This window comes from Nocardia niwae NBRC 108934 = DSM 45340 (genome assembly GCF_001613465.1).
In the GTDB taxonomy this organism is placed as follows: Bacteria; Actinomycetota; Actinomycetes; order Mycobacteriales; family Mycobacteriaceae; genus Nocardia; species Nocardia niwae.
Genome location: NZ_BDCK01000003.1, coordinates 35,286 through 58,195, shown reverse-complemented (window position 1 = coordinate 58,195; position 22,910 = coordinate 35,286). Strand labels below are relative to the sequence as shown.

Below are 22,910 nucleotides of genomic sequence, written 5' to 3'. Positions count from 1 at the left end.
AGGGTAGGCGGTCGGTCACGCCGCGGTGGAATCCGCCGCGTCGTGCGCGGTCGCGGGCGTACGTTCGGCCTTCGCCTGCCCCGGGTCGCCGGTGGGTGCGGGCCTCGCGTGGCGATTCAGGCGCAGGTCGTGCTCGCCCAGGCCAGGGTCGGAAAGCCCCAGCCGCACCTCACCGCTGCGGGTGTCCAGGTCGGTGCGCATCGTGGTCACGCCGGAATTCTCCCGCTCTGAATCGGAGCGGAGGAAACTCGTCAGGATCGTCAAGGCATTCGTGTCCACGCTGACCGAGACGGTGTCGGCCTCGGTAGTCGCGACTTGCGCACCGACGTAGGCCTCGCCGAGGCGGACCCGGCCTGCGAGTGGTGCGGGAGAGGGCGGCGCGCTGGGCGAATCGACCTGCGGCGCGGCAATTTCCGGCTCCCGGGCGGTGGGTGCGGAGATGGCCACGGGCAGAACGAAACTGCTGCTGGTCAGTGCCGGATAGGAGACGTACGCGCGCCTGCGGTCCGGCTGATCCGGAGCGGCCGGGACGATCGGCGCGGCGATCCGTGTATCCGGGCGCTGCGTATCGGCGATCTGATGGACGATATAGGCGCCGGCCGCGGCGGTCAGGCTCACACTGGCCGCACCGGCGAGCACGATGGCGGCATGCCGCGCGACCTGGCCAGGTCGGTGTGCTGTCACGATGCGTTCCTTTCCCTGCGACGCTGCTCCCCACAGGCGATCAGCACCATGGAAAGCTGTACGCCCGTCCAGATTACCCGGGGGGTGGCGCGGGATGCCCCATCGAAGAGAGCAGGATCACAACTCGTCCCCATCCGGGCAGATCAGTCCGGCCGGAAACGCAAACCGCGGCTTACGTGGCGGCGATGTTTCCGTGAACACACGGACGGGTAAATATTCGTGTAGCTGGCGAGCGCCATTCTCGACTGCCATCTAGAGACACCCGGCCAACGGCGTCCGGCCGTCGACATGAACACGGCGCACCCAAGTGTGGCGCTCGCCCGCTCCCGAATCGTCATCGATCGGGTCGGGTGTGGGGCGGGTCAGGTGAACTGGCCCGCTGTCCTTCCATCACCCGTCGGACCGGCGAAAGCCTGTGCGATCGTGAGCCATTCCGCGGCGTCCTCGCCGTGCGCGCGGATCGCCAGGTCGTCCGGATGGCGGCGCTGGGTCACCAGCAGGCAGAAGTCGAGGGCGGGTCCGGTCACCCGCTGGTCGGCGTCCTCGGGGCCCCAGGCCCAGATCGTACGATCGGGCGCGATCAGTTCCACCCGGAATTCCGCTGCGGGCGGGGTCTTTCCGTGCACGGTGTAGGCGAAGTTCCTGGTGCGCACGCCGATATGCGCCACGGTGCGCAGCCGCGCCGTCGGCGTGCGGTGCACGCCGACGGCGTCGGCCACATCCTGCCCGTGCGCCCAGGTCTCCATGATGCGAGCGGTGATCATCGACGCGGCGCTCATCGGCGGACCGAACCACGGCAGCTTGACGCCCGGAGGCGTCGCGCGCAGCGCTGCGGCGAGTCCCGCGCGCCCACGCCGCCATCGATCGAGCAGTTCGGCCGGCGGTTCGGTCGCGGCCTTCTCGGCGGCCTCGTCGACGAAGGTGAGCGCACGCGGCCCCGCTTCGGCCAGCAGCTGCTGGAAGCGGGCGGGATCCGCGGTGGCGATCGTGGCGATCTCGTCGGTCCAGGCCAGATGGCCGATCTGATGGGCGATGGTCCAGCCGGGCGCGGGGGTGGCGCGCGCCCATTCCTCCGGCGCCAACGGGGCGACGAGTCGTTCCAGGTCCGCGCATTCGTCGGCGAAGTCGCCGAGCAGCGCCTCTAGGTCAGCCATCAATTCCCCTGCCGGTTCCGGGCACACTGCTTCGTGTGCCGCCGTGGTCCAGCATCGCAGTGGGGTCAAAAAAAGGCAAGCATGCTTGTTTTATCTTGTGCTACGCCCCTGCTACCAGCCGAAGACCATCAGGTGGGCGGCTCCAACGGCGACGCCGAGGACCGCGCCGTGCAGATAGAGCAGCCAGGCGTCCTGTTCGACGGACGCGTAGAACATCTCCATGAACTCCCCCGGCGTGAGCCGCCGCAACTTGCGCGCCGCGAATTCATCGATGGTCTTGGCCTGCGCCAGAGTGAACTCCTCGTCCTCGGCCAGGGTCGGGGCCAGTCCGACCGCGGCCCCCGCCGCGCCCACCGTGAGGTTGTCGAACTGGCGGCGGCCGAGAGCCGCTCGCACCAGTGCAGTCGTCGGACCGAGCTGACGATGGATCTCGTCGGCGATCAAGCGCTCCAGCAACTGCCTGGTCTTGTCCCCGTTCGGGCCCTCCAGCAGCTCCTTGGACAAGTTCGGCAGGGTCAGCACCTGGTAGGCCAGGATGTGCGCCAGATCGGTGGCCGCCTGCGGCTGCCGTTTCGCCAGCAGCGCCTGCTTCCACAGATACTTGTACCTCGGTTGCGGGTCGCCCGGCTCGAACACCATCTTCACCGCGATGACGTTCACGATCACGCCGATCGCCGCCGAGACGAGCAGGACGATCACCCAGCCCGGCACCCAGCCCAGCACCGGAATCTCCTGGTGTACATGCATGTACAGGGCCAGCAGCACGCCGAAGGGCGCGCCGAGCAAGCCGATGCGCACCATGAAGCGCAGCTCGGGCGCCGCGATGGTGGTGGTCAGGTCCTCGAGAATGGTCGGGTTGTCCTGCAGATAGCGGATCACGAAGCCCTTGATGCCGATCAGCTGATCGACGTTGTCGCCGAGCGAGGCGAACGCGCGGCGCGACAAGGCGGGCAGTTCGCGATCCACCCTCTGGTAGATCAGCTGCTTGGCCGCGCGCGGCACGGTGCGCCACAGGTCCGGGTTCTCCCGGTACATCAGCTCGTCCACCAGCGGGCGCACCTGCTCGCGCGCGAGCATCGCGATGTAGTCGGCGATGCCGTCGAGATCGAGTTCGTGGATGAAATCCTTCGGGCTGCCGATCCGCATCAAGGCCTTGTCCACGCAGATGCTGGCCATCTTCTCCGCACGCGCCGGGATGAAGCCCTGGAAGCCGAGGCGGCGACCGTCACCGGAGAATGTCGGTAGCACTTGGACCCGGCGCGGGAAGTAGGGGTAGAGCACGTGCAAGCCCGGGATGCGGACGCCGCGAAAAACAACCGGCCAGAACAGCATCAGCACACCGGTCCAGTTGGTCAGCCAGCCCGCCAGCGCGCTGAAGATCGGGAACGTGATCAGGTCGACGACGAACTTGGGCTGCCCGGTCAAACCTTCCCAGTCGATGAACACGCCGGCGGCGAGCGACGACATCGATGGGACTCCTCAAGCCGATCCGGCGGTACCGCCGGTATGAGATATCAAGGTCCCCACGTTCTCATTGCCTTGGACGGGGTGTCAACGCGAAGTGGGTCTTCGCCGTGAGCGAACGGACCGGTCGGGGCGGAACAAAGCCGCGCACCTCGGGGTTGAGTAGGCATCGCTCAACTTTTGGAAGGGTCGAAGACGTGACTACACCACAGAACCTGCCGGTGCTGTTCCTGACCGATCCGATCGTGCTGCCGGGCATGGTCGTGCCCATCGAACTGGACGAATCCGCGCAGGCCGCGATCGATGCCGCGCGCGCCGCCGAGACCGACGCCGTGCTGCTCGCGCCGCGGCTGAACGAGGGCTACGCCACCTACGGTGTGGTCGCCACCATCGAACAGGTCGGCCGGATGCGCGGCGGAGCCCCGGCGGCCGTCCTCAAGGCCGAACGGCGCGCCAAGATCGGGCACGGGGTCACCGGCCCGGGCGCCGCGCTCTGGGTCGAGGCCGAACCGGTCGAGAGTTCCACTCCCGACGGCCGCACCAAGGAACTGGCCGCGGAGTACAAGAAGCTGGTCGTCTCGGTGCTGCAACGCCGCGAGGCGTGGCAGATCATCGACGCGGTCGGTCAGCTGACCGACCCGTCGGCCATCGCCGACACGGCGGGCTACGCGCCGTACCTGACCTTCGAGCAGAAGCGTGAACTGCTCGAGACCCCCGACGTCGCCAAGCGGCTGACCACGCTGATCGAGTGGACCAAAGCGCACATCGCCGAGGCCGAGATCAGCGAGAAGATCAGCGAAGACGTGCGCGAGGGCATGGAGAAGAGCCAGCGCGAATTCCTGCTGCGCCAGCAGCTCAACGCCATCCGCAAGGAACTCGGCGAGGACGAGCCGGACGGCGCCGATGATTACCGCACCCGCGTCGAACAGGCAGATCTGCCCGACCCGGTCCGCGAGGCGGCGCTGCGCGAAGTCGGCAGGCTGGAACGGGCCAGCGATCAAAGCCCGGAATCCGGATGGATCCGGACCTGGCTGGACACCGTGCTCGAGCTGCCGTGGACGGTGAAGACCACCGACAGCGCCGACGTCTCGGCCGCCCGCGCGGTCCTGGACGCCGACCACCACGGCTTGGAAGAGGTCAAGGACCGCATGGTCGAGTACCTGGCCGTCCGCGCTCGCCGCGCCGCCCGCGGCCTGGAGGTCGTCGGCGGACGCGGGTCCGGCGCGGTGCTGGTGCTGGTCGGCCCGCCCGGCGTCGGCAAGACTTCGCTGGGTGAGTCCGTGGCGCGTGCGCTGGGCCGCAAGTTCGTCCGCGTCGCCCTCGGCGGTGTGCGCGACGAGGCCGAGATCCGCGGCCACCGCCGTACCTACGTCGGCGCGCTACCCGGCCGCATCGTCCGGGCCATGAAGGAAGCCGGTTCGATGAACCCGGTCGTCCTGCTGGACGAGATCGACAAGGTCGGCTCCGATTTCCGCGGCGACCCGGCGGCCGCCCTGCTCGAGGTGCTGGACCCGGCGCAGAACCACACCTTCCGCGACCACTACCTGGATCTGGACCTCGACCTGTCCGACGTGCTGTTCATCGCCACGGCGAACGTCATGGAGACCATCCCCGGCCCGCTGCTGGACCGGATGGAACTGATCACCGTCGACGGCTACACCGAGGACGACAAGGTGGCCATCGCGCGCGACTTCCTGGTGCCCAGGCAACTGGAGCGCAACGCGCTGACCGCCGACGAGGTGACGATCAGCGAGGAAGCGCTGCGCGAGATCGCCGCCGACTACACCAGGGAAGCCGGCGTCCGGCAGCTGGAGCGGCTGATCGCCAAGGCGCTGCGCAAGGCGGCCACCAGGCTGTCCGGGCGCGAAACCGCGCCTGCCACATCGGGTTACGATCCCGAACTGGGCTACGAGGTCGACACCGCCCTGACGATCGGTCTGGACGATTTGAAGGACTACCTGGGTCGTCCGCGCTTCACCCCCGATTCGGTCGAACGCACGGCCGTCCCGGGCGTGGCGACCGGCCTCGCGGTGACCGGCGCGGGTGGCGATGTCCTCTACATCGAGGCGAATGCCGCCGAGGGCGAGCGCTCGCTGACCCTCACCGGTCAACTCGGCGACGTCATGAAGGAGTCCGCGCAGATCGCGCTGACCTACGTGCGCTCGCACCTGGAGGAGATCGGCATCGAGCCGTCGGTGCTGGACCGCAACATCCACATCCACTTCCCGGCCGGCGCGGTGCCGAAGGACGGGCCGTCCGCGGGCGTCACGATGGTCACCGCCCTGGTGTCGCTCGCCCTGGGCCGCCAGGTGCGGTCGGATGTCGGCATGACCGGTGAGGTCACGCTGAACGGCCGGGTGCTGCCGATCGGCGGCGTGAAGCAGAAGCTGCTCGCCGCCCAGCGGGCCGGGTTGAAGACGGTGTTCATCCCGGCGCGCAACGAGCCGGATCTGGACGACGTCCCGGCGGAGGTGCTGGCCGCGCTGGATGTGCGCCCCGTCGCCGACGTGGCCGAGATCCTGGCCTACGCGATCGAGCCGGTCGCCGAACCGGCGCTGGGCTCCGCCTTCGCGGCGACCGCCTGACCCGGGCTGCCACGGCCGGGCACGGACACTCCGTGCCCGGCCGTTCGCATGCCTGCACTCGGGGGACGCACGCCGATCAGGCCGGTACCCGCCCGGCTCCACTACGGAGCGGGCAGCGCTTCCAGTACGCGGTCCCGTTGGCCGGGCCGAGGTCAGGCGCCGGTATTCGCGCCGGTCAAGTCGGCTTCCGCGAGCCGGGTCGTGCCCTGACCCACCGCGCACAGGACAGGTTCGCGGTCCGGGCTTTCCGCGTAGATCTGGCAGTGCGCGACCGCCTGGCGGCGCGTCGCCCCGGTGACGGCCGCCTCGACGCGCAGTCGGTCCCCAGCGGCGGGGCGCAGGTAGGTGAGGGTGACACCGCCGGTGAGCACGTTCGCGCCGAGAACCGTTCCGGCGGCGAAGGTGAGGGCATTGTCGGCGGCGTAGGCGAGCACGCCGCCGTGCACATAGCCGAACTGCTGGGTCAGTTCCCGGCGCAGCGGGATGACGAGGGTGGCCGCGCCGTCGCCGAACGCGGTGATCTCGGTGCCCACCAGGGCGGCGAACGGCTGTGCGGCCAATATCCTCTTGGCGCCGACGAGGTCGAGCGTCACGCTGGTCGTCATCCGGCGACCTCCGTCGCGGCCCGGGCGCGATCGGCGGCGAGCGCGAGCCAGGCGGTGGCGGCGAGTTCGCCCGCGACTTCGGCCGGGGCGATGCGCATTTCGCCGCCCAGCCATTGCCGCGTGTATTCCTGCGCCGGGCCCAGCCACAGCGCGTAGACCAGATCGATCGGAAGATCGCGCACCGTCCCGTATCCCGCGTGCGTGCGCCACCATCGCGTCACATCGGACAGGAAGCGGCGGTTGCTCTCGCTCTCCCGCACGCCCGGCGGCCGTGCGGAGGTGAGCACGGTTGCGCGGTACTGGTTTTCGCTCACCCATCGTAGGTGCTCGCGCACTCCGGCGGTGACGCCTTCGTGTGCGTCGGTGCTGTCGCCGACCACCGCCCAGAAGTGCTCTTGGTAGTCCGTCAGCGCGTTCGCCCATACCTGCCGGTACAGGTCGGCCTTGTCGGGGAAGTGGTGGTAGAGCGCGCCGACGCTGGCGCCCGCCGCGTCCCGGATCTGGGCCAGCGTCGCGTCGAGGGCTCCGTGCTCGGCGAACTGGCGCTCGGCCGCCAACAGCAACCGATCTCGAATCTTCATATCCAGAATTTAGTTCTGTTCTGCGCGTGGCGCAATGCGGGATGTCGCAGCCCTGCGGTAAGAACGGAAGGTGGCCAGATGGCTGTTGCACGTCGATCTCGACCAGTTCCAGGCGGCGGTGGAATACCGCCGTCATCCGGAACTGCGGGGGCTGCCGGTCATCGTCGGCGGGCACGGCGATCCCGCCGAACTGCGCAAGGTGGTGACCTGCGCGTCCTATCCCGCGCGCGCGTTCGGCGTGCGGGCCGGGATGCCGCTGCGCAGCGCCCAGCGCAAGTGCCCGGAGGGCGTGTTCCTGCCCTTGGACATGGCCGCCTACGAGGACGCCTCCGACGAGGTCATGGCGCTGCTGCGGACGTTTCCCGGACGGGTCGAGGTGTGGGGATGGGACGAGGCGTTCCTCGCCGCCGACACCGACGACCCGGAGGCCCTCGCGCAGCAGGTGCGCGCCGCCATCGCCGGACTCGAGCTGACCTGCTCGATCGGCGTCGGGGACAACAAACTCACCGCCAAGCTCGCGACCGGCTTCGCCAAGTCGGCGGGCAAGTCGTCGGCCGAGCCCGTCGCGGGGCCCGGCGCCGCCGCGGGCGTCTTCCGGCTCACCGCCGCGAACTGGGCCGAAGTGATGGCACACCGCCCGACGAACGCGCTGTGGGGTGTCGGCAATCGGATCGCCGCGCGGCTGGCCGAACTCGGTATCCGAACCGTCGGCGACTTGATGGCGGCCGACCGGCATCGTCTCGCCGCCGAGTTCGGGCCGAACACCGGGCCGTATCTCTGGGTGCTCGGCCATGGCAAAGGCGATACGGACGTCACCACGCAGCCGCGAATCCCCGTCGGCCGCAGTAAGTCGGAGACCTTCCCGCATGATCTGACCGATCCCGGCGAGATCCGCGCCCAGGTCGCGCGGCTGGCCACCGAGGTCGCGGAGGAGATGGCCGCGGCGGGCCGGATCGCCACCCGCGTCGCCGTGACCGTGCGGACCAGCACCTTCTACACGCGCAGCAAACAGGAGAAACTGCCCGAACCGACGATCGACGTGGCGTGGATCGCCGAGACGGCACTGCGCATCGTCGAACGGTTCGACCTCGACCGCCCGGTTCGCCTGCTCGGCGTGCGGCTGGAACTCCTGCCGCAGTAGCTCCCGGAGCCGTCCGGACACTCGTATGCTCGTCCGCATGGAGTTCTGGGCGATGGTGGCACACGAATCGGATAGCGGGATCGTCCTGACCCGGCAGCAGGTCGGCGAGGATTTCCTCGGGCCGGGCGACGTGACGATCAAAGTGCACTACTCGAGCGCGAACTACAAAGACGGCTTGGCGATCACCAAGGGCGGCGGGGTCGTGCGCAACTACCCGATCGTGCCCGGGATCGATCTGGTCGGCGAAGTGGTCGAGTCCGCCGACGACGATTTCGCCCCGGGCGACCCGGTGATCGCGCACGGATACGACATCGGCGTCTCGCACAACGGCGGCTTCGCCGAGTACGCCAGGGTGCCGGCCGAATGGGTGGTCAAGCTGGAAGACCTGAGCCTTCGTGACGCGGCGGCGCTCGGCACCGCGGGTTTCACCGCGGCTCTGAGCGTGCAGGCGCTGCTCGATCGCGGGCTCACCCCGGACGCGGGCCCGGTGCTGGTCACGGGCGCGACCGGCGGGGTCGGCAGCGTGAGCATCGACATCCTCTCCGGACTCGGTTTCGAGGTCATCGCGTCCACCGGCAAGACCGACGCGGACGATCTGCTCAGCGAGATCGGCGCGAACGAGGTGATCGGCAGGCTGCCGGAGCCGGATGCCAAACCCCGGCCGTTGACCAAGGCCCGGTGGGCCGCTGCCGTGGACAGCGTCGGCGGAGCCTCGCTCGCCTACATACTGAGCGCCATCGGGTACGGCGGCGTGGTCGCGGCGAGCGGGCTCACCGGCGGGTCCGAACTGCCCACCACGGTGATGCCGTTCATCCTGCGCGGTGTCGCGCTGGAGGGCATCGACTCGGTCAACCTTCCGATCGAGCGTCGCCGCGAAATGTGGTCCCAGCTCGGCAAAGAGCTACGCCCGCAGCATCTTTCGAATCTGGAGAACTACGCCCCGATCACCGATGTGGAGCGGGTGCTGCACGCCATCCGCAACGGCACCCACCGCGGGCGCACCGTGATCGGAGTGATGGGCGAATTCTGACCGCCGGTTCGCGGCATGCTCCGATAGGGCTCGGCCGGAATCCGTCCCCGAGACCGCCGTGCCGTACGACCGACCAGCGAAGCCCGGCTCGACTCGTTCGGGCCGGGCTTCGTCTGTCCGGACCGGCCTCGATCGGATCGCGCCGCGCGGGGGAAGACGCTGCCGCCGCCGAGAGCCGTGATCCGATACGGTTCTTCCGCATCCATCCCCCTGCTCGCTCCGGCCGAGAGGCGAACTTCGTTGTCCGCGAATCTGTTCTGGCGTTCGATGTCGATAGTGGCGGTGTCCGCGCTGCTCGCCGCCCCCACTTACAGCCGGGCCGATCCGGCGGCCGACTCGCAGCCGAACGGCCTGGACCGGTTCTATCACCAGACACTCGAGTGGAAGCCGTGCGGAGTCGAGAATCTGGACAAGGCCGGTGGTGAGTGCGCGAACGTTCTGGTGCCGCTCGACTACGGGCGGCCCGGCGATCGCACGATCACCGTCGCGATCTCCCGGGTGAAGGCAACCGATCCGGCTCGGCGGCGGGGCATTCTGCTGTCGAATCCGGGCGGCCCCGGCGGCCCGGGACTGGACAGCGTGGATCTGCTCGGTGATGTGCTGTCGCCGGATGTGCTGGCGAGTTACGACCTGATCGGCATGGATCCGCGCGGGATCGGCGAATCGAGCCGGAGCCCGCGCTGCGGGTGGCCGGTCGGCGAGATGATCCGGTCGGCGGGCCTGGATCCGCTGGGGTTCGTGCACGACACCGTTCAGTCCGCGGGCATGGCCGCGACCTGCGTTGTCCGTGATCCGGAGCTGGTGCGGCAGTTCACCACCCGCAACACGGCGAGGGACATGGACGTCGTCCGAGCCGCCCTGGGTGAGCAGAAGGTCAACTTCTACGGCCTGTCCTACGGCACGTACCTCGGGGCGGTGTTCACCCAGATGTTCCCCGAGCGCAGTGATCGGGTCGTGCTCGACAGCTCGATCGACCCGGACCGGTACTGGACCGGTTTGGTCCAGGATTGGGGGCCCGCCGACGAGATCGCCTTGGACGATTGGGCGGTGTGGGCCGCCGCCCGGGACGAGGAGTACCAGCTGGGGGCGACGCCGCAGCAGGTGCGAGCGAAGGTCGAGGAGCTGGTGCGCGTCGTCAACCGCCGGCCGATCGTCATCGACGGATTCGCGATCGACGACCACTGGCTGCCGTTCGTCCTGCACGCCTTGCTGTGGAACTTCCGGCTGAACGAACCGCTGGCCGCGACGGTGCGCGAGATCGCAGACGACGCGGGCGGTCCGCCCACGACCTCGCGCACGCCGCGGCTGCGCGCCATCGTGGCGGCGCTGCGGGACAACGAGAACTCCGTTCTGGCGCAGATCGCGTGCGGCGATGTCGGCGCGCCCATCGATCCCACCTGGTATTGGCGCAACATCGAGGAGAGCCGGGCCACGCAACCGGTGTTCGGAGCGCTGGCGGGCAATATCCAGCCCTGCGCCTTCTGGCCTCGACCGGTCGAACCGCCGACGGTGGTCCGGAACGCGGTGCCCGTGCTCCTCGTGCAGGCGTCGGGCGATCCGCGCACTCCCTACGCCCACGCCGTCCGGCTGCACGAGTATCTGTCGGCGTCGCGGATGGTCACCCTGGAAGGCGTCCGCATCCACATGACATTCCGGCCCGAGCTGAGCAGTTGCGTGAACAACGCGATCAACACCTACTTCGGCGCGGGAACTTTGCCGGACACCGACACCACCTGCACCGCGGACCAGACGGCGAGTTAGCCGGACGACGGATCACGCCGCGGCCGTGACGGGCTCCTCGGCGAACTGGGTGCGGTACAGCTCCGCGTAACGGCCGTCGGCGTTCAGCAGCTGAGTGTGCGTGCCGCGTTCCACGATCCGGCCTTCCTCCACCACCAGAATCTGGTCGGCGGCGCGAATCGTGGACAACCGGTGCGCGATCACCAGCGCGGTGCGGCCCTCCAGCGCTTCGGACAGGGCCTCCTGCACGGCGGCCTCCGAGGTGGAGTCCAGCGACGCCGTCGCCTCGTCCAGGATCACCACGCGCGGCTGCTTGAGCAGCAGGCGCGCGATGGTCAGGCGCTGGCGTTCACCGCCGGAGAGCCGGTAGCCGCGCTCGCCGACCACGGTCTCCAGCCCGTCCGGCAACGACGCGACCAGCTCGCGCAGCCGGGCGCGCTCGAGCGCGTCCCAGAGCTCGTCCTCGGTGGCCTCCGGCCGCGCGAGCAGCAGATTGGCGCGGATGGTGTCGTGGAACAGGTGCCCGTCCTGGGTGACGAGCCCCACCGATTCGCGGATCGACCGGGTGGTCAGCTCACGCACGTCCACGCCGTTCAACCGCACCGCGCCGCCGTCGACGTCGTAGAGCCGCGAAACCAGCTGCGCGATGGTGGACTTGCCCGCGCCGGACGAGCCGACCAGCGCGATCAGCTGACCCGGCTCGGCGCGCAGCGACACGTCGTGCAGCACCTCCACCCCGCCGCGAGTGTCCAGATTCGCCACGTCCTCCAGCGAGGCCAGCGACACCTTGTCGGCCGAGGGGTAACCGAAGTTCACGGCGTCCAGCTCCACCGCGACCGGGCCCGCCGGAACCGGCTGCGCTCCCGGCGCGTCCTCGATCAGCGGCTTCAGATCCAGCACTTCGAAGACGCGCTCGAAACTCACCAGCGCCGCCATGATCTCCATCCGCGCGCTGGCCAGCGCGGTCAGCGGCGTGTAGAGCCTGGTCAGCAGCAGCGACAGCGACACCACCGCGCCCGCGTCGAGCTGTCCGCGCAGTGCGTACCAGCCGCCGAGCCCGTACACCAGGGCGATCGCCAGCGCCGACACCAGCGTGAGCGAGGTGACGAAGACGGTCTGCAGCATCGCGGTGCGCACGCCGATGTCGCGCACCCGGCGGGCCCGCAGCGCGAACTCGTCGGACTCCTGCTCCGGACGGCCGAAGAGCTTGACCAGCGTCGCGCCCGGCGCGGAGAACCGCTCGGTCATCTGGGTGCTCATCGCCGCGTTCAACCGGGCCGCCTCCCGCTGCATGTCCGCCAGGCGGTTGCCCATCCGGCGCGCCGGGAGCACGAACACCGGCAGCAAGACCAGCGCGAGCAACGTGATCTGCCACGAGATGCTGAGCATTACTCCGAGCGTCAGCGCGAGGGTCACCAGGTTGGCCACCACGCCGGACAGGGTGTCGCTGAACGCGCGCTGGGCGCCGATGACGTCGTTGTTCAAGCGGCTGACCAGCGCGCCGGTCCTGGTCCGCGTGAAGAAGGCGACGGGCATCTTCTGCACGTGGTCGAACACGGCGGTGCGCAGGTCGAGGATCAGCCCTTCACCGATCCGCGCCGACATCCATCGGATCGCCAGCCCGAGCCCCGCGTCGAACACGGCGAGCACTCCGATCACCAGCGCCAGCACGACCACCACCCGGGGCGCCGCGCCGCCGACGATGTTGTCGACCACCCGGCCCGCCAGCACCGGCGTCGCCACGGCGAGCATGGCGGAGACCACGCTGAACAGCAGGAACGCGCCGATCCTCCGGCGGTGCGGCGTGGCGAACCGGATGATGCGCCTTGCGGTGGCGAAGCGGAACGGCCGCTGTTCTTGCGGCGCGTTCGCCCGCCGATACATCTGGCTCCACGCCACGGATTCGATGCTCACGTTGCTCTCCCTCTCGCTGCCCACCCCATCCAAGACCTGGCCACCGACATTAGGACCTCAACAATGGTTGAGTTCAAGTCGATTCCCGGCACAGCCGTTTTCCGCCGACGGCGAAACCGGCACCGGCTCGACCGCATCCCAGCGCGCATCGCGCTCGCGACGGGTCATGAGTTCCGTTCGACTCGACGGTCACTCGCCCGGGCCATTCGCACCAGGATCCCGGGCTCGACCCCCTGCGCGCACCGCAACCACGAGAGCGAAACCGAGCATTCCATTCGCGCCATGACACCCGCGAACACCAAGCGCCGCGGGCGCTGGAAAATAACACCGTGACCGAGAACCGGATGGCGGCACTGCGGGGCAGGATCGCGGGTGCGGTCGACACCTCCGAGCGGCGGCGGGCCGAGTACTCCTCGGACGCGTCGAACTACCGGATTCTCCCGGCCGCGGTCGTCTTCCCTAGGACCGACGAGGACGTCGCCCGCATCCTGGAATTCGCGCGCGGCGAAGGACTTCCGGTGACCGCACGAGGCGCGGGCACCTCGGTCGCGGGCAACGCGATCGGTCCCGGACTGGTGCTCGATTTCAGCAGGCACATGAACCGGATCCTGGCGATCGATCCGGACGCGCGCGTGGCCACCGTGCAGCCGGGCGTCGTGCTGTCGGAGTTGCAGCGGGCGGCGCGCCCGCACGGTCTGCGCTTCGGACCGGATCCTTCCACGCAGAATCGCTGCACCCTCGGCGGCATGATCGGCAACAACGCCTGCGGACCGCGCGCCGTCGCGTGGGGCCGCACCTCCGACACCGTGCGCGAACTGCGCATCCTGGACGGCACCGGCACCGAACGCGAGCTGGCCGCCGACCTTTCGGCGGTGCCTGGTCTCGCGGGATTCAGCCGGTCGCATCTCGCGGTGTTCCGCACCGATCTCGGGCGCTTCGAGCGGCAGGCGTCCGGATACGGCTTGGAGCATCTGCTCCCCGAGCGGGGCGCGTCGGCGGCCAAGGCGTTCGTCGGCAGCGAGGGCACCTGCGGCCTATTGCTGGAGGCGACCGTCGACCTGGTCGCGCTTCCGGCGGCCACCGTGCTCACCGTGCTCGGCTACCCGGACATGGCCACCGCGGCCGACGACGTCGCCGCTGTGCTGTCCTGCGCGCCGATCGCGGTCGAAGGAATCGACGCGCGGCTGGTCGACGTAGTCCGCGCGCACCGGGGCGTGGTCCCCGACCTGCCGCGCGGCGGCGGTTGGCTCTTCGTGGAGACCGCGGGCGAGACCCAGGCCGACGCGCTGGCCGTCGCACAGCAGCTGTGCCGGACCACGGGCGCGATGGACACTCGGATCGTCACCGATCCCGGGACCGCGGCGGCGCTCTGGCGGATCCGGGCCGACGGCGCGGGCCTGGCTGGTCGCACGCCCGACGGGCGGCCGGCGTGGCCCGGCTGGGAGGATGCGGCCGTCCCACCCGCTCGACTCGGCGCCTACCTGCGCGATTTCGCCGCGTTGACCCGCGATCACGGCGTCGACGGGCTGTTGTACGGGCACATCGGCGACGGCTGTATCCATGTCCGCCTCGACCTTCCGATCGCCGACGCGCCCCGTCGTTTCCGCGCTTTCCTCTTCGATGCGGCGGAGCTGGTCGTGCGGCACGGCGGTTCGCTCTCCGGTGAGCACGGCGACGGCAGGGCCCGCTCGGAGTTGCTCTCGGTGATGTACTCCCCCGCGGTGCTCGACGTCTTCGCCGGATACAAGGCGTTGTTCGATCCCGGCGACGTCCTGAATCCCGGTGTGCTCGTCGCACCGCGTCCGATCGACGCCGACCTGCGGCTGGCCGGGCTCGCGGGCGCCCGGCCGTCGCTCGGTTACCCGCTGCCCGACGACGACGGTGATGTGGCCGTCGCGGTTCATCGCTGCGTCGGCGTCGGCAAATGTCGCGCCGACGGCGGCTTCATGTGCCCGTCCTACCAGGCCACCCGGGACGAGAAGGACAGCACGCGCGGGCGGGCGAGGGTGCTGCAGGAGGTGGTGCGCGGCGCGCTGCCCTGGTCGTCGGTGGCCGTGGCCGAGTCGCTGGACCTGTGCCTGTCCTGCCGAGCGTGCCGGACGGACTGTCCGGCGGGTGTCGACATGGCCACCTACAAGTCGGAAACGCTGTATCGGCGCTACCGCCATCGGTTGCGTCCGGTCGACCACTACTCGCTGGGCCTGCTACCCCGGTGGCTGTCGGCCGCGAGCCGGATGCCGCGGATCGTCAACGCGCTGGCCGGCCGGACCGCGCTGCGTCGGGTCGGTCTGCGCGCGGCGGGCATCGACCCGCGTCGTGCGGTGCCGCGCCTGGCCGTGCGCGGTTTCCGCCGGATCTGGCGCGATCTGGACGCGGGCGCCGCACTGGCCGAGTCGTCCTATGCGCCCGAGGAGCGCAGCGGCGGTGGCGGGGAGGTGATGCTGTGGATCGATACCTTCACCGACGCGTTCGATCCGGAGATCGCGCTGGCGGCGGCCCGCTTGCTGACCACCCTGGGCTACCGGGTCCGGATCCCCGAGCGACGCGTCTGCTGCGGATTGACCTGGATCAGCACCGGGCAGCTCGACGGCGCCCGCGCGCGTCTGCGGGCCACCTTGGCCGCGCTGGAGGAGCACGTGGGTGCGGGCGGTGTGATCGTCGGACTGGAACCGTCCTGCACCGCGGTCCTGCGCGCGGACCTGACCGAACTGCTACCGGACGATCCGCGCTCCGCGGTGACCGCCGCGGCGGTGCGCACCCTCGCCGAGTTCCTCGCCGAACAGCCGACCTGGCGCCCGCCGCAGCGAACCGGGCAGTCGGTGGTGGTCCAGCCGCATTGTCACCAGCACGCGATCCTCGGATTCGATGCCGAACGCCGACTATTAGCCAGTATGGGTGTGCAGGTGACGGAAATCTCCGGCTGCTGTGGTCTGGCGGGAAATTTCGGAATGCAGCGTGGCCATTACGACATTTCGGTCGCGGTGGCGGAGAACGGCCTGCTTCCCGCGCTGCGCGCCGCGGGCGAGGACGCGATCTTCCTCGCCGACGGCTTCTCCTGCCGCACCCAGGCCACTGCCCTGGCCGGGCGACAGGCGCGGCACCTCGCGCAATTTCTCCTGGAGGAGTAGCCCTTTCGCAGACCCGACTGCGATCAGGGCGGGGTGCGCCGCGGTCAGCTGCCGAACGGCAGGGTGCCCGGCGGAATCTGGTAGCCCGAGCTGCCCGCGAAAACTCCACCCCAGGCGTTGAGCAACCAGTTGAGCAGATTGGTGATCATCAGAGAACCTCCGTCATTGCTACAGCCAGCTATTTGCCGAACGGAATCAATATCGTCGTGAATCTCGTTTCGTTACAACCGATTGCGAAACTATAATCATGCGGGATCGATATGAAAAGCCTTATGGGCTGTGATGATAATCTGTCGCGCCGAGCGGAGGGCGGTGCGGCGCCGCGCGCCGCACCGGGCAGAATGAGGCCGTGCGCAGCGTGACGGTCGAGCCGGGGGCGAGCCGGACCCTCATAACGGATCGGCCGATCGATCTGGCGTGCACCCTCGCTCCTCTCGGCCGCGGCACCGGCGATCCGTGTCACCGGGTGACCGCCGACGGCGCGCATTGGCATGTCTCCCGCCTGCCGACCGGGCCGGTCACCTATCGATTGACGCAGTCCGACCCGGGTGCGGTGCAGGCCCGTGCTTGGGGGCCGGGCGCGGAGGAATTCCTCGCGGGTCTCGAGCGCATGCTCTGCCTGGACGAGGACGTCTCGGCGTTCCTCCCGGATCATCCGAAGCTCGTCGATGCCTACCGCCGGTTCCCCGGCCTGCGCATGTTGCGCACGGGCCTGGTGTTCGAAGCTCTGGTTCCGGCCGTGCTGGAGCAGAAGGTGCACACCGTCTCCGCGCGGGCATCGTGGCGGAAACTGGTGCGGCAGTACGGCGAGCCCGCGCCCGGCCCCGCACCGGAAGGAATGCGGCTGCCGCCGGATGCCGACACCTGGCGGCGGATTCCGTCCTGGGTCTACCACCGGGCCAACGTCGGACCGCAGCGCGCGCAGACCATCGTGCGCGCCGCGCGGATCGCCGAGTCGCTGGAGCGCGCCGCGCGGGTCGATCCGGCCGAGGCGGCACGCATGCTGCGCAGCGTTCCCGGAATCGGCGAATGGACCGCCGCGGAGATCGCGCAGCGAGCTTTCGGCGACGCGGACGCGCTGTCGGTCGGCGATTATCATCTCGCCGCCACGGTCGGCTGGACCTTGCTCGGTCGCCCGATCGATGACGAGGCGATGGTCGAATATCTCGAACCACTGCGTCCGCACCGCTATCGGGCGATCCGGCTGCTGGAAATCAGCGGCCATTTCCACAAACCGAAGTTCGGCCCCCGCACCGCGCTGACCGATCACAGCCGGCACTGAGTCACAGCAGTTAACAGAAGTCCCGTAGGCGACTACTTTTCCGCAGTTTTGCCCAATCTTTATCCGTCGTTCCCGCCCTGGTCCGGGCAAAACTAGGGGTAGTCGCGTCACACTCGGCCATCGCCGCATTCATATCGGTACGCGAGCGGTCGCCGCAGTCGGAGAGCAGGGCTTCGGTGTGGCGCGCACCTAATCGTCGAACGAACCACACAATTGCAGGGGGTTGTCCGTGGAGCAGAGGCCACTCGGAGATACACCACGGTCCAGATGCCAGTTCTACCGGCGCGAATGTGATCTGCCAGCCGTGGTCGACCCACCGGAACTGGGCCGGATCGTGCTGCGAGCCGGGTCGGTGTGGGCGTTGACCATGCCGAGCAGTCTGGGCCAGGCGGTCAAAGCGCACATGCAGAGCAAGAGCGTCCGGCTCGGGCCGATCCTGGCGCACCCGCGCTCGAACCGATGGACTTTCCTGATCACGCCGGACCTGCCGGAAAACGATACGCGCCTGTTCGCGGAATTGTTCCGGCTGAATGTGTCGGTCTCCCGCACCGGATCGACGATCGCGCTGCCATCCCCGACCGCTTCGGTCGGCGCGATCCGGTCCTGGATCGTGCCGCCGCGGAGTCGCTTTCGCCCCTCCGGCCGGGTGGTGGTGGCGGCCATCCGCGCGTGGGCGGAGCCTGCGCCGCGCCGCCGCTGAGCGCGGCGGTCCCGGTGGCGACCGCCGACCGGAATCTCCCTGTACCGGGCCGAATTCGCCTGGTAGTTCGCCCGACAGCGCCGGTCGGCGGCGGTACTATCGGGCGCGCGTGAATGCGTCCGGCGACAGCGCTGGGTTCTCGGTCCGTACACGTCTGCCACGGCAGACAGCGAAGGAGTCCAATTCGTGAGCATTCAAGGCAACGCCAACATCGACTTGACCGGCGCCACGTGGCGAAGGGCCGGGGAAGGGGCGGGCAACGACAGCGTCGAGGTGGCGCTGCTCGCCGACGGACATGTGGGAATGCGCAACGGGAAGGACCCCGACGGGCCGGTGCTGATCTTCACGCCCGCGGAGTGGGCCGCCTTCACCGCGGGCGTGCAGGACGGTGAGTTCGACCGGCCGCGATAAGGCACGGCGGCCGTCGTATATCACGGAATGACACATATTCGGCAACGAAAAGACGTTTGCCGAGGCCGGATGCGGGTAGCCCGTATTCGTGGACCGTGGGCTCAAGAGTTCCCATCCCCGGTACCGGAAATTACGGCCGGACGATTGGGTGGAATGGCTGATCGTCGTGCTGTTGTTCGCGGTGTCGGCGGTCGGAGTCTTCGTCCTCACCAGTTCGCTGCTGTCGGCGCTGCTCGTCGGCCTGCTGGTGTGGATCGTGGCCCTCGGGGTCGTGGCCATGTTGTAAGGGTGCGCCGACCGGCCGGGGACATCCCCGGCCGGTGGTCCGGCGCTACCGGCGGAAAAGCTTGTTACCCAGCCAAACCAGTGGATCGTACTTGCGGTCGGCCACTCGCTCCTTCATCGGGATCAACGCGTTGTCGGTGATCTTGATATGTTCCGGGCAGACCTCGGTGCAGCATTTGGTGATGTTGCACAGACCGAGCCCCTGCTCGTCCTGGGCGAGTTCGGTACGGTCGCCGACATCGAGCGGATGCATCTCCAATTCCGAGATCCGCATCAGATAGCGCGGCCCCGCGAACGCTTTCTTGTTCTCCTCGTGGTCACGCACCACATGACAGGTGTTCTGGCACAGGAAGCACTCGATGCACTTGCGGAATTCCTGAGAACGCTCCACGTCGACCTGCTTCATCCGGTACTCGCCCGGTTTCAGATCGGCGGGCGGCGTGAAAGACGGGATCTCGCGCGCCTTCTCGTAATTGAACGACACGTCCGTCACGAGATCTTTGATCACGGGGAAGGTGCGCATCGGCGTCACCGTGATCACCTCGTCCTCGGTGAAGGTCGACATCCGCGTCATGCACAGCAGCCGCGGACGCCCGTTCACCTCGGCCGAACAGGAACCGCACTTGCCCGCCTTGCAGTTCCAGCGCACGGCGAGGTCGGGCGCCTGGGTGGCCTGTAGCCGGTGGATGATGTCGAGCACCACCTCACCCTCGTTCACCAGCACGGTGAAATCCTGCAGTTCTCCGCCGTCGAGATCGCCGCGCCATACGCGGAATTTGGCGTCGTAACCCATCGTTACGCCTCTCGCTCCGTCGAATGCCCGGCCGCGGCCGGGTGCCCGGCGAGTTCATCCGGGGTGTAGTACTTCTCGAGCTCGCCGAGATCGAAAAGGGCGAGCAGATCCGATCGCATCGGTTGCTGGTCCTTGCGCGTCACGGTGACGCCGGGGATCGGGTCGCCGGCCGTCTCCGAATCGACCGCGCAGACCAGCAGCTTGTTGCGCCAGTCCGGATCCATCGACGGGTGGTCGTCCCGGGTGTGCCCGCCGCGGCTCTCGGTGCGCAGCAGCGCCGCGTGCGCAACGCATTCACTGACCAGCAGCATGTTCTGCAAGTCGAGCGCGAGATGCCAGCCGGGATTGAACTGGCGGTGGCCCTCCACGGTCACCTGACGGAACCGGGTTCGCAGCTGGGCGAGCTTGTCGATCGCCTCGCGCACCTCGTGTTCCTTGCGGATGATGCCGACCAGGTCGTTCATCGTCTGCTGCAGATCGGTGTGCAAGGTGTAGGGGTTCTCGCCCTTGCCGTCGGCGGGCGGGTCGAACGGCGCTACGGCGGCCTTCGCGGCCTTCGTGACATCGTCCTCCGCGACCGACGGACGCTCGCCGAGCTGTTCCACGTAGGCCGCCGCCCCGAGCCCGGCCCGGCGGCCGAAAACCAGCAGGTCGGACAGCGAATTGCCGCCCAGGCGATTCGATCCGTGCATGCCGCCGGAGCACTCGCCCGCGGCGAACAGGCCGGGCACCGTGGCCGCACCGGTGTCCGGATCGACCTCGACCCCGCCCATCACGTAATGGCAGGTCGGCCCGACCTCCATCGGCTCTTTGGTGATGTCCACGTCCGCGAGTTCTTTGAACTGGTGGTGCATCGAGGGAAGCCGTCGCACGATCTCCTCGGCGGGCATCCGCGAAGCGATGTCGAGGAAGACGCCGCCGTGCTCGGTGCCGCGCCCGGCCTTCACTTCTTCATTGATGGCGCGGGCCACTTCGTCGCGCGGCAGCAGGTCCGGCGTGCGGCGCGCGGAGTCGTTGTCGCGCAGCCATTGATCGGCCTCTTCCTCGGTCTCCGCGTATTGACCCTTGAAGACCGGCGGAATGTAGTCGAACATGAACCGCTTGCCCTCGGTGTTCTTCAGCACCCCGCCGTCGCCGCGCACGCCCTCGGTGACGAGGATGCCCTTCACGCTGGGCGGCCAGACCATGCCGGTCGGATGGAACTGCAGGAATTCCATGTTGATCAGCGTCGCACCCGCACGCAGCGCCAGCGCGTGCCCGTCGCCGGTGTACTCCCAGGAGTTCGAGGTCACCTTGTACGACTTGCCGATGCCACCGGTGGCCAGCACCACCGCGGGGGTCTCGAACAGGATGAAGCGTCCGGATTCGCGCCAGTAGCCGAAGGCGCCGGAGATGCGGTCACCGTCCTTGAGCAATTCAGTGATGGTGCATTCGGCGAACACCTTGATGCGCTTCTCGTAGTCCCCGGTCTCGGCGAAATCCTCCTGCTGCAGCGAGACGATCTTCTGCTGCATCGTGCGGATGATCTCCAGGCCGGTCCGGTCGCCGACGTGGGCGAGCCGCGGGTAGGTGTGGCCGCCGAAGTTGCGCTGGCTGATGCGGCCGTCCGGGGTCCGGTCGAACAGCGCCCCGTAGGTCTCCAGTTCCCACACCCGATCGGGCGCCTCCTGGGCATGCAGTTCGGCCATGCGCCAGTTGTTCAGGAACTTGCCGCCGCGCATCGTGTCCTGGAAATGGACCTGCCAATTGTCCTTCTCGTTGGCATTGCCCATCGAGGCCGCGCAGCCGCCTTCGGCCATCACCGTGTGGGCCTTGCCGAACAGTGACTTGCACACCACCGCGACGGACAGTCCGTGCTCCCTGGCTTCGATGACCGCTCGCAATCCGGCGCCGCCCGCTCCGATCACGACGACGTCGTACTTGTGCCGTTCCACTTCTGCCATGCAGAGAAACTCCTCGATGAGGCGGTCAGTCGATGAACCGCAAATCCGAAATCGTTTGGCTGGCAACCAACATGACGTAGAAGTCGGTCAGCACGAGCGTGCCGAGGGTGGTCCAGGCCAGTGCCATGTGCCGGGTGTTCAGCTTGGAGACCTGCGTCCAGAACCAGTAGCGCACCGGATGCGCGGAGAAGTGCTTGAGCCGTCCGCCGGCGATATGCCTGCACGAGTGGCACGACAGCGTGTAGGCCCACAGCAGGATCACGTTGACCAGCAGCACGATATTGCCGAGGCCGAAGCCGAAGCCTCCGGACTTGCCGTGGAACGCGACGATGGCGTCGTAGGTGTTGATCACCGAAACCACCAGGGCCACATAGAAGAAGTAGCGATGGGCGTTCTGGATGATCAGCGGCAGCTTGGTCTCACCGGTGTACTTGCCGTGCGGCTCGGCCACCGCGCAGGCCGGCGGCGAGAACCACACCGACCGGTAGTAGGCCTTGCGGTAGTAGTAGCAGGTCAGCCGGAATCCGAGTAGGAAGGGCAACACGACGAAGCCCAGCGGCAGAATCACCGGCAGCTCGCCGAAGGGGGTGCCGAAATGGCTGGAGCCCTCGACGCAGGAGGTGCTCAGGCACGGCGAGTAGAACGGGGTCAGATAGTGATAGTCCGGAACCCAATACGCCGTGCGCACATACGATCTGATCGTCGCGTAGATGACGAACGCGGCGAGTCCGAGCACCGTGACGAGTGGGGGGATCCACCATCGGTCGGTGCGCAATGTGCGTTCCGAGATTCGGGCCCTTGTTCTGCTGAATACGCCGGTACCCGCTTCCGGGGCGGCGGTCGGTGCGGCACTCACAGGTGGATGCCTCGCTGATCTTGTGTGCGGGTGGTCATCGTTACCTCCGCAATCGAATGTGATGCTGAGCACCATACGACACGTCCGCTATTGATCGAGCGGGGTCTCGACAAACCCGCCCCGCCGTCAACCGTATGATTTGCGCCACATTTGGGGTGCCGCTTGATTGCTTACGCCGAGTAGCGGGCTAACCGGACTTTTCGAACTCGACTCGAGCGGAACAAGATTCGAACGGGGTGTCTCCCGCTGCCCGGCGGGGGCGATACGAGTGCGCGGCAATGGCCCATTCGGATGTCTGGTATGGGAGCACTCGGCCCTCTTCGAGGGCCCTCGCGGTCTGTGGGCGGGGTGTGTTTCCGCCACCGGAACCGGGTGGTCCGACCGCATCGGATTCGCCATCGACGATGACTTTCGGGGGCGGTGAAGGCAATGCGGTGAGCCGACGCACGGAGTGAATAGGAGACCGGATCGGTGCGCCCGGATGGGCATGATGTCCGCGGGCATCTCGGCCGCCGGGCGACGACTGGCTGACGGGCATGCGCTCACACGGGTCGCCACCTCGCGAATTCCTACGTCGAGTTCGGCAACCGATGCTCGTGCCCGGTTGCCGCACG

At 68.4% G+C, this 22,910-nt stretch carries 18 protein-coding genes; 9 read left to right on the top strand and 9 right to left on the bottom strand.

Annotated features, from left to right (window positions below):
• Nucleotides 1–15 precede the first annotated feature (15 nt).
• The 3 genes from NNI01S_RS02155 to NNI01S_RS02145 all read right to left on the bottom strand — a co-directional run bounded on the left by NNI01S_RS02155 (nt 16) and on the right by NNI01S_RS02145 (nt 3,305).
• Nucleotides 16–684, bottom strand: a complete 669-nt coding sequence (locus tag NNI01S_RS02155; protein WP_157114554.1) for a hypothetical protein — start codon at nt 682–684, stop codon at nt 16–18.
• 362 nt (nt 685–1,046) lie between these two features.
• Nucleotides 1,047–1,838: a TIGR03084 family metal-binding protein gene (locus NNI01S_RS02150; protein WP_063016923.1), complete on the bottom strand. Its 792-nt coding sequence runs from the start codon at nt 1,836–1,838 to the stop codon at nt 1,047–1,049.
• A gap of 111 nt (nt 1,839–1,949) precedes the next feature.
• Nucleotides 1,950–3,305 (bottom strand): DUF445 domain-containing protein, encoded by a 1,356-nt coding sequence (locus NNI01S_RS02145; RefSeq protein ID WP_063016921.1) that lies wholly within the window; start codon nt 3,303–3,305, stop codon nt 1,950–1,952.
• A gap of 254 nt (nt 3,306–3,559) precedes the next feature.
• Here NNI01S_RS02145 and lon point away from each other — a divergent pair, with 254 nt between their 5' ends.
• Nucleotides 3,560–5,887, top strand: a complete 2,328-nt coding sequence (lon, locus tag NNI01S_RS02140; RefSeq protein WP_063017105.1) for an endopeptidase La — start codon at nt 3,560–3,562, stop codon at nt 5,885–5,887.
• 152 nt (nt 5,888–6,039) lie between these two features.
• Here the strand turns inward: lon and NNI01S_RS02135 are convergent, their stop codons facing one another.
• Together NNI01S_RS02135 and NNI01S_RS02130 are read right to left on the bottom strand one after the other, a co-directional pair.
• Nucleotides 6,040–6,492: a PaaI family thioesterase gene (locus NNI01S_RS02135; protein ID WP_063016919.1), complete on the bottom strand. Its 453-nt coding sequence runs from the start codon at nt 6,490–6,492 to the stop codon at nt 6,040–6,042.
• Complete coding sequence (locus NNI01S_RS02130) at nt 6,489–7,073, bottom strand: TetR/AcrR family transcriptional regulator (protein ID WP_063016917.1); 585 nt, start codon at nt 7,071–7,073, stop codon at nt 6,489–6,491. Before NNI01S_RS02130 ends, NNI01S_RS02135 begins: the two co-directional genes overlap by 4 nt.
• 70 nt (nt 7,074–7,143) lie before the next feature.
• Here NNI01S_RS02130 and NNI01S_RS02125 point away from each other — a divergent pair, with 70 nt between their 5' ends.
• From NNI01S_RS02125 to NNI01S_RS02115, 3 genes are all read left to right on the top strand, one after another.
• Nucleotides 7,144–8,214, top strand: coding sequence for a DNA polymerase IV (locus tag NNI01S_RS02125; protein ID WP_063016915.1), 1,071 nt, complete (start codon nt 7,144–7,146; stop codon nt 8,212–8,214).
• Between the two features lie 37 nt (nt 8,215–8,251).
• Nucleotides 8,252–9,244 (top strand): oxidoreductase, encoded by a 993-nt coding sequence (locus NNI01S_RS02120; RefSeq protein ID WP_084488386.1) that lies wholly within the window; start codon nt 8,252–8,254, stop codon nt 9,242–9,244.
• 240 nt (nt 9,245–9,484) lie between these two features.
• Entirely contained in the window at nt 9,485–11,005 is a 1,521-nt protein-coding gene (locus tag NNI01S_RS02115) for an alpha/beta hydrolase (protein WP_218019151.1), read from the top strand.
• A gap of 12 nt (nt 11,006–11,017) precedes the next feature.
• Here NNI01S_RS02115 and NNI01S_RS02110 read toward each other — a convergent pair whose 3' ends face one another.
• On the bottom strand, nt 11,018–12,898 hold the full coding sequence (locus NNI01S_RS02110) for an ABC transporter ATP-binding protein (RefSeq protein ID WP_063017101.1): 1,881 nt from the start codon (nt 12,896–12,898) through the stop codon (nt 11,018–11,020).
• Nucleotides 12,899–13,242: 344 nt separating this feature from the next.
• Here NNI01S_RS02110 and NNI01S_RS02105 point away from each other — a divergent pair, with 344 nt between their 5' ends.
• The 5 genes from NNI01S_RS02105 (at nt 13,243) to NNI01S_RS02085 (ending at nt 18,705) form a co-directional block, all read left to right on the top strand.
• Complete coding sequence (locus NNI01S_RS02105; RefSeq protein WP_063017099.1) at nt 13,243–16,026, top strand: FAD-binding and (Fe-S)-binding domain-containing protein; 2,784 nt, start codon at nt 13,243–13,245, stop codon at nt 16,024–16,026.
• A gap of 349 nt (nt 16,027–16,375) precedes the next feature.
• Nucleotides 16,376–17,308 (top strand): DNA-3-methyladenine glycosylase family protein, encoded by a 933-nt coding sequence (locus NNI01S_RS02100; protein WP_063016911.1) that lies wholly within the window; start codon nt 16,376–16,378, stop codon nt 17,306–17,308.
• A 304-nt stretch (nt 17,309–17,612) separates the two neighbouring features.
• Nucleotides 17,613–18,008 (top strand): DNA-directed RNA polymerase subunit beta, encoded by a 396-nt coding sequence (locus tag NNI01S_RS02095; protein ID WP_245675943.1) that lies wholly within the window; start codon nt 17,613–17,615, stop codon nt 18,006–18,008.
• A 186-nt stretch (nt 18,009–18,194) separates the two neighbouring features.
• Entirely contained in the window at nt 18,195–18,419 is a 225-nt protein-coding gene (locus NNI01S_RS02090; protein WP_063016907.1) for a DUF397 domain-containing protein, read from the top strand.
• An 88-nt stretch (nt 18,420–18,507) separates the two neighbouring features.
• Nucleotides 18,508–18,705, top strand: a complete 198-nt coding sequence (locus NNI01S_RS02085; RefSeq protein WP_063016905.1) for a hypothetical protein — start codon at nt 18,508–18,510, stop codon at nt 18,703–18,705.
• 45 nt (nt 18,706–18,750) lie between these two features.
• Here the strand turns inward: NNI01S_RS02085 and NNI01S_RS02080 are convergent, their stop codons facing one another.
• From NNI01S_RS02080 to sdhC, 3 genes are read right to left on the bottom strand one after another with little or no spacing between them, the layout of a single operon-like run.
• Nucleotides 18,751–19,497 (bottom strand): succinate dehydrogenase/fumarate reductase iron-sulfur subunit, encoded by a 747-nt coding sequence (locus tag NNI01S_RS02080; RefSeq protein ID WP_063016903.1) that lies wholly within the window; start codon nt 19,495–19,497, stop codon nt 18,751–18,753.
• A 2-nt stretch (nt 19,498–19,499) separates the two neighbouring features.
• Nucleotides 19,500–21,440: a fumarate reductase/succinate dehydrogenase flavoprotein subunit gene (locus NNI01S_RS02075; protein WP_063016900.1), complete on the bottom strand. Its 1,941-nt coding sequence runs from the start codon at nt 21,438–21,440 to the stop codon at nt 19,500–19,502.
• Between the two features lie 25 nt (nt 21,441–21,465).
• Nucleotides 21,466–22,296: a succinate dehydrogenase subunit SdhC gene (sdhC, locus tag NNI01S_RS02070; RefSeq protein WP_063016898.1), complete on the bottom strand. Its 831-nt coding sequence runs from the start codon at nt 22,294–22,296 to the stop codon at nt 21,466–21,468.
• Between the last annotated feature and the right edge of the window lie 614 nt (nt 22,297–22,910).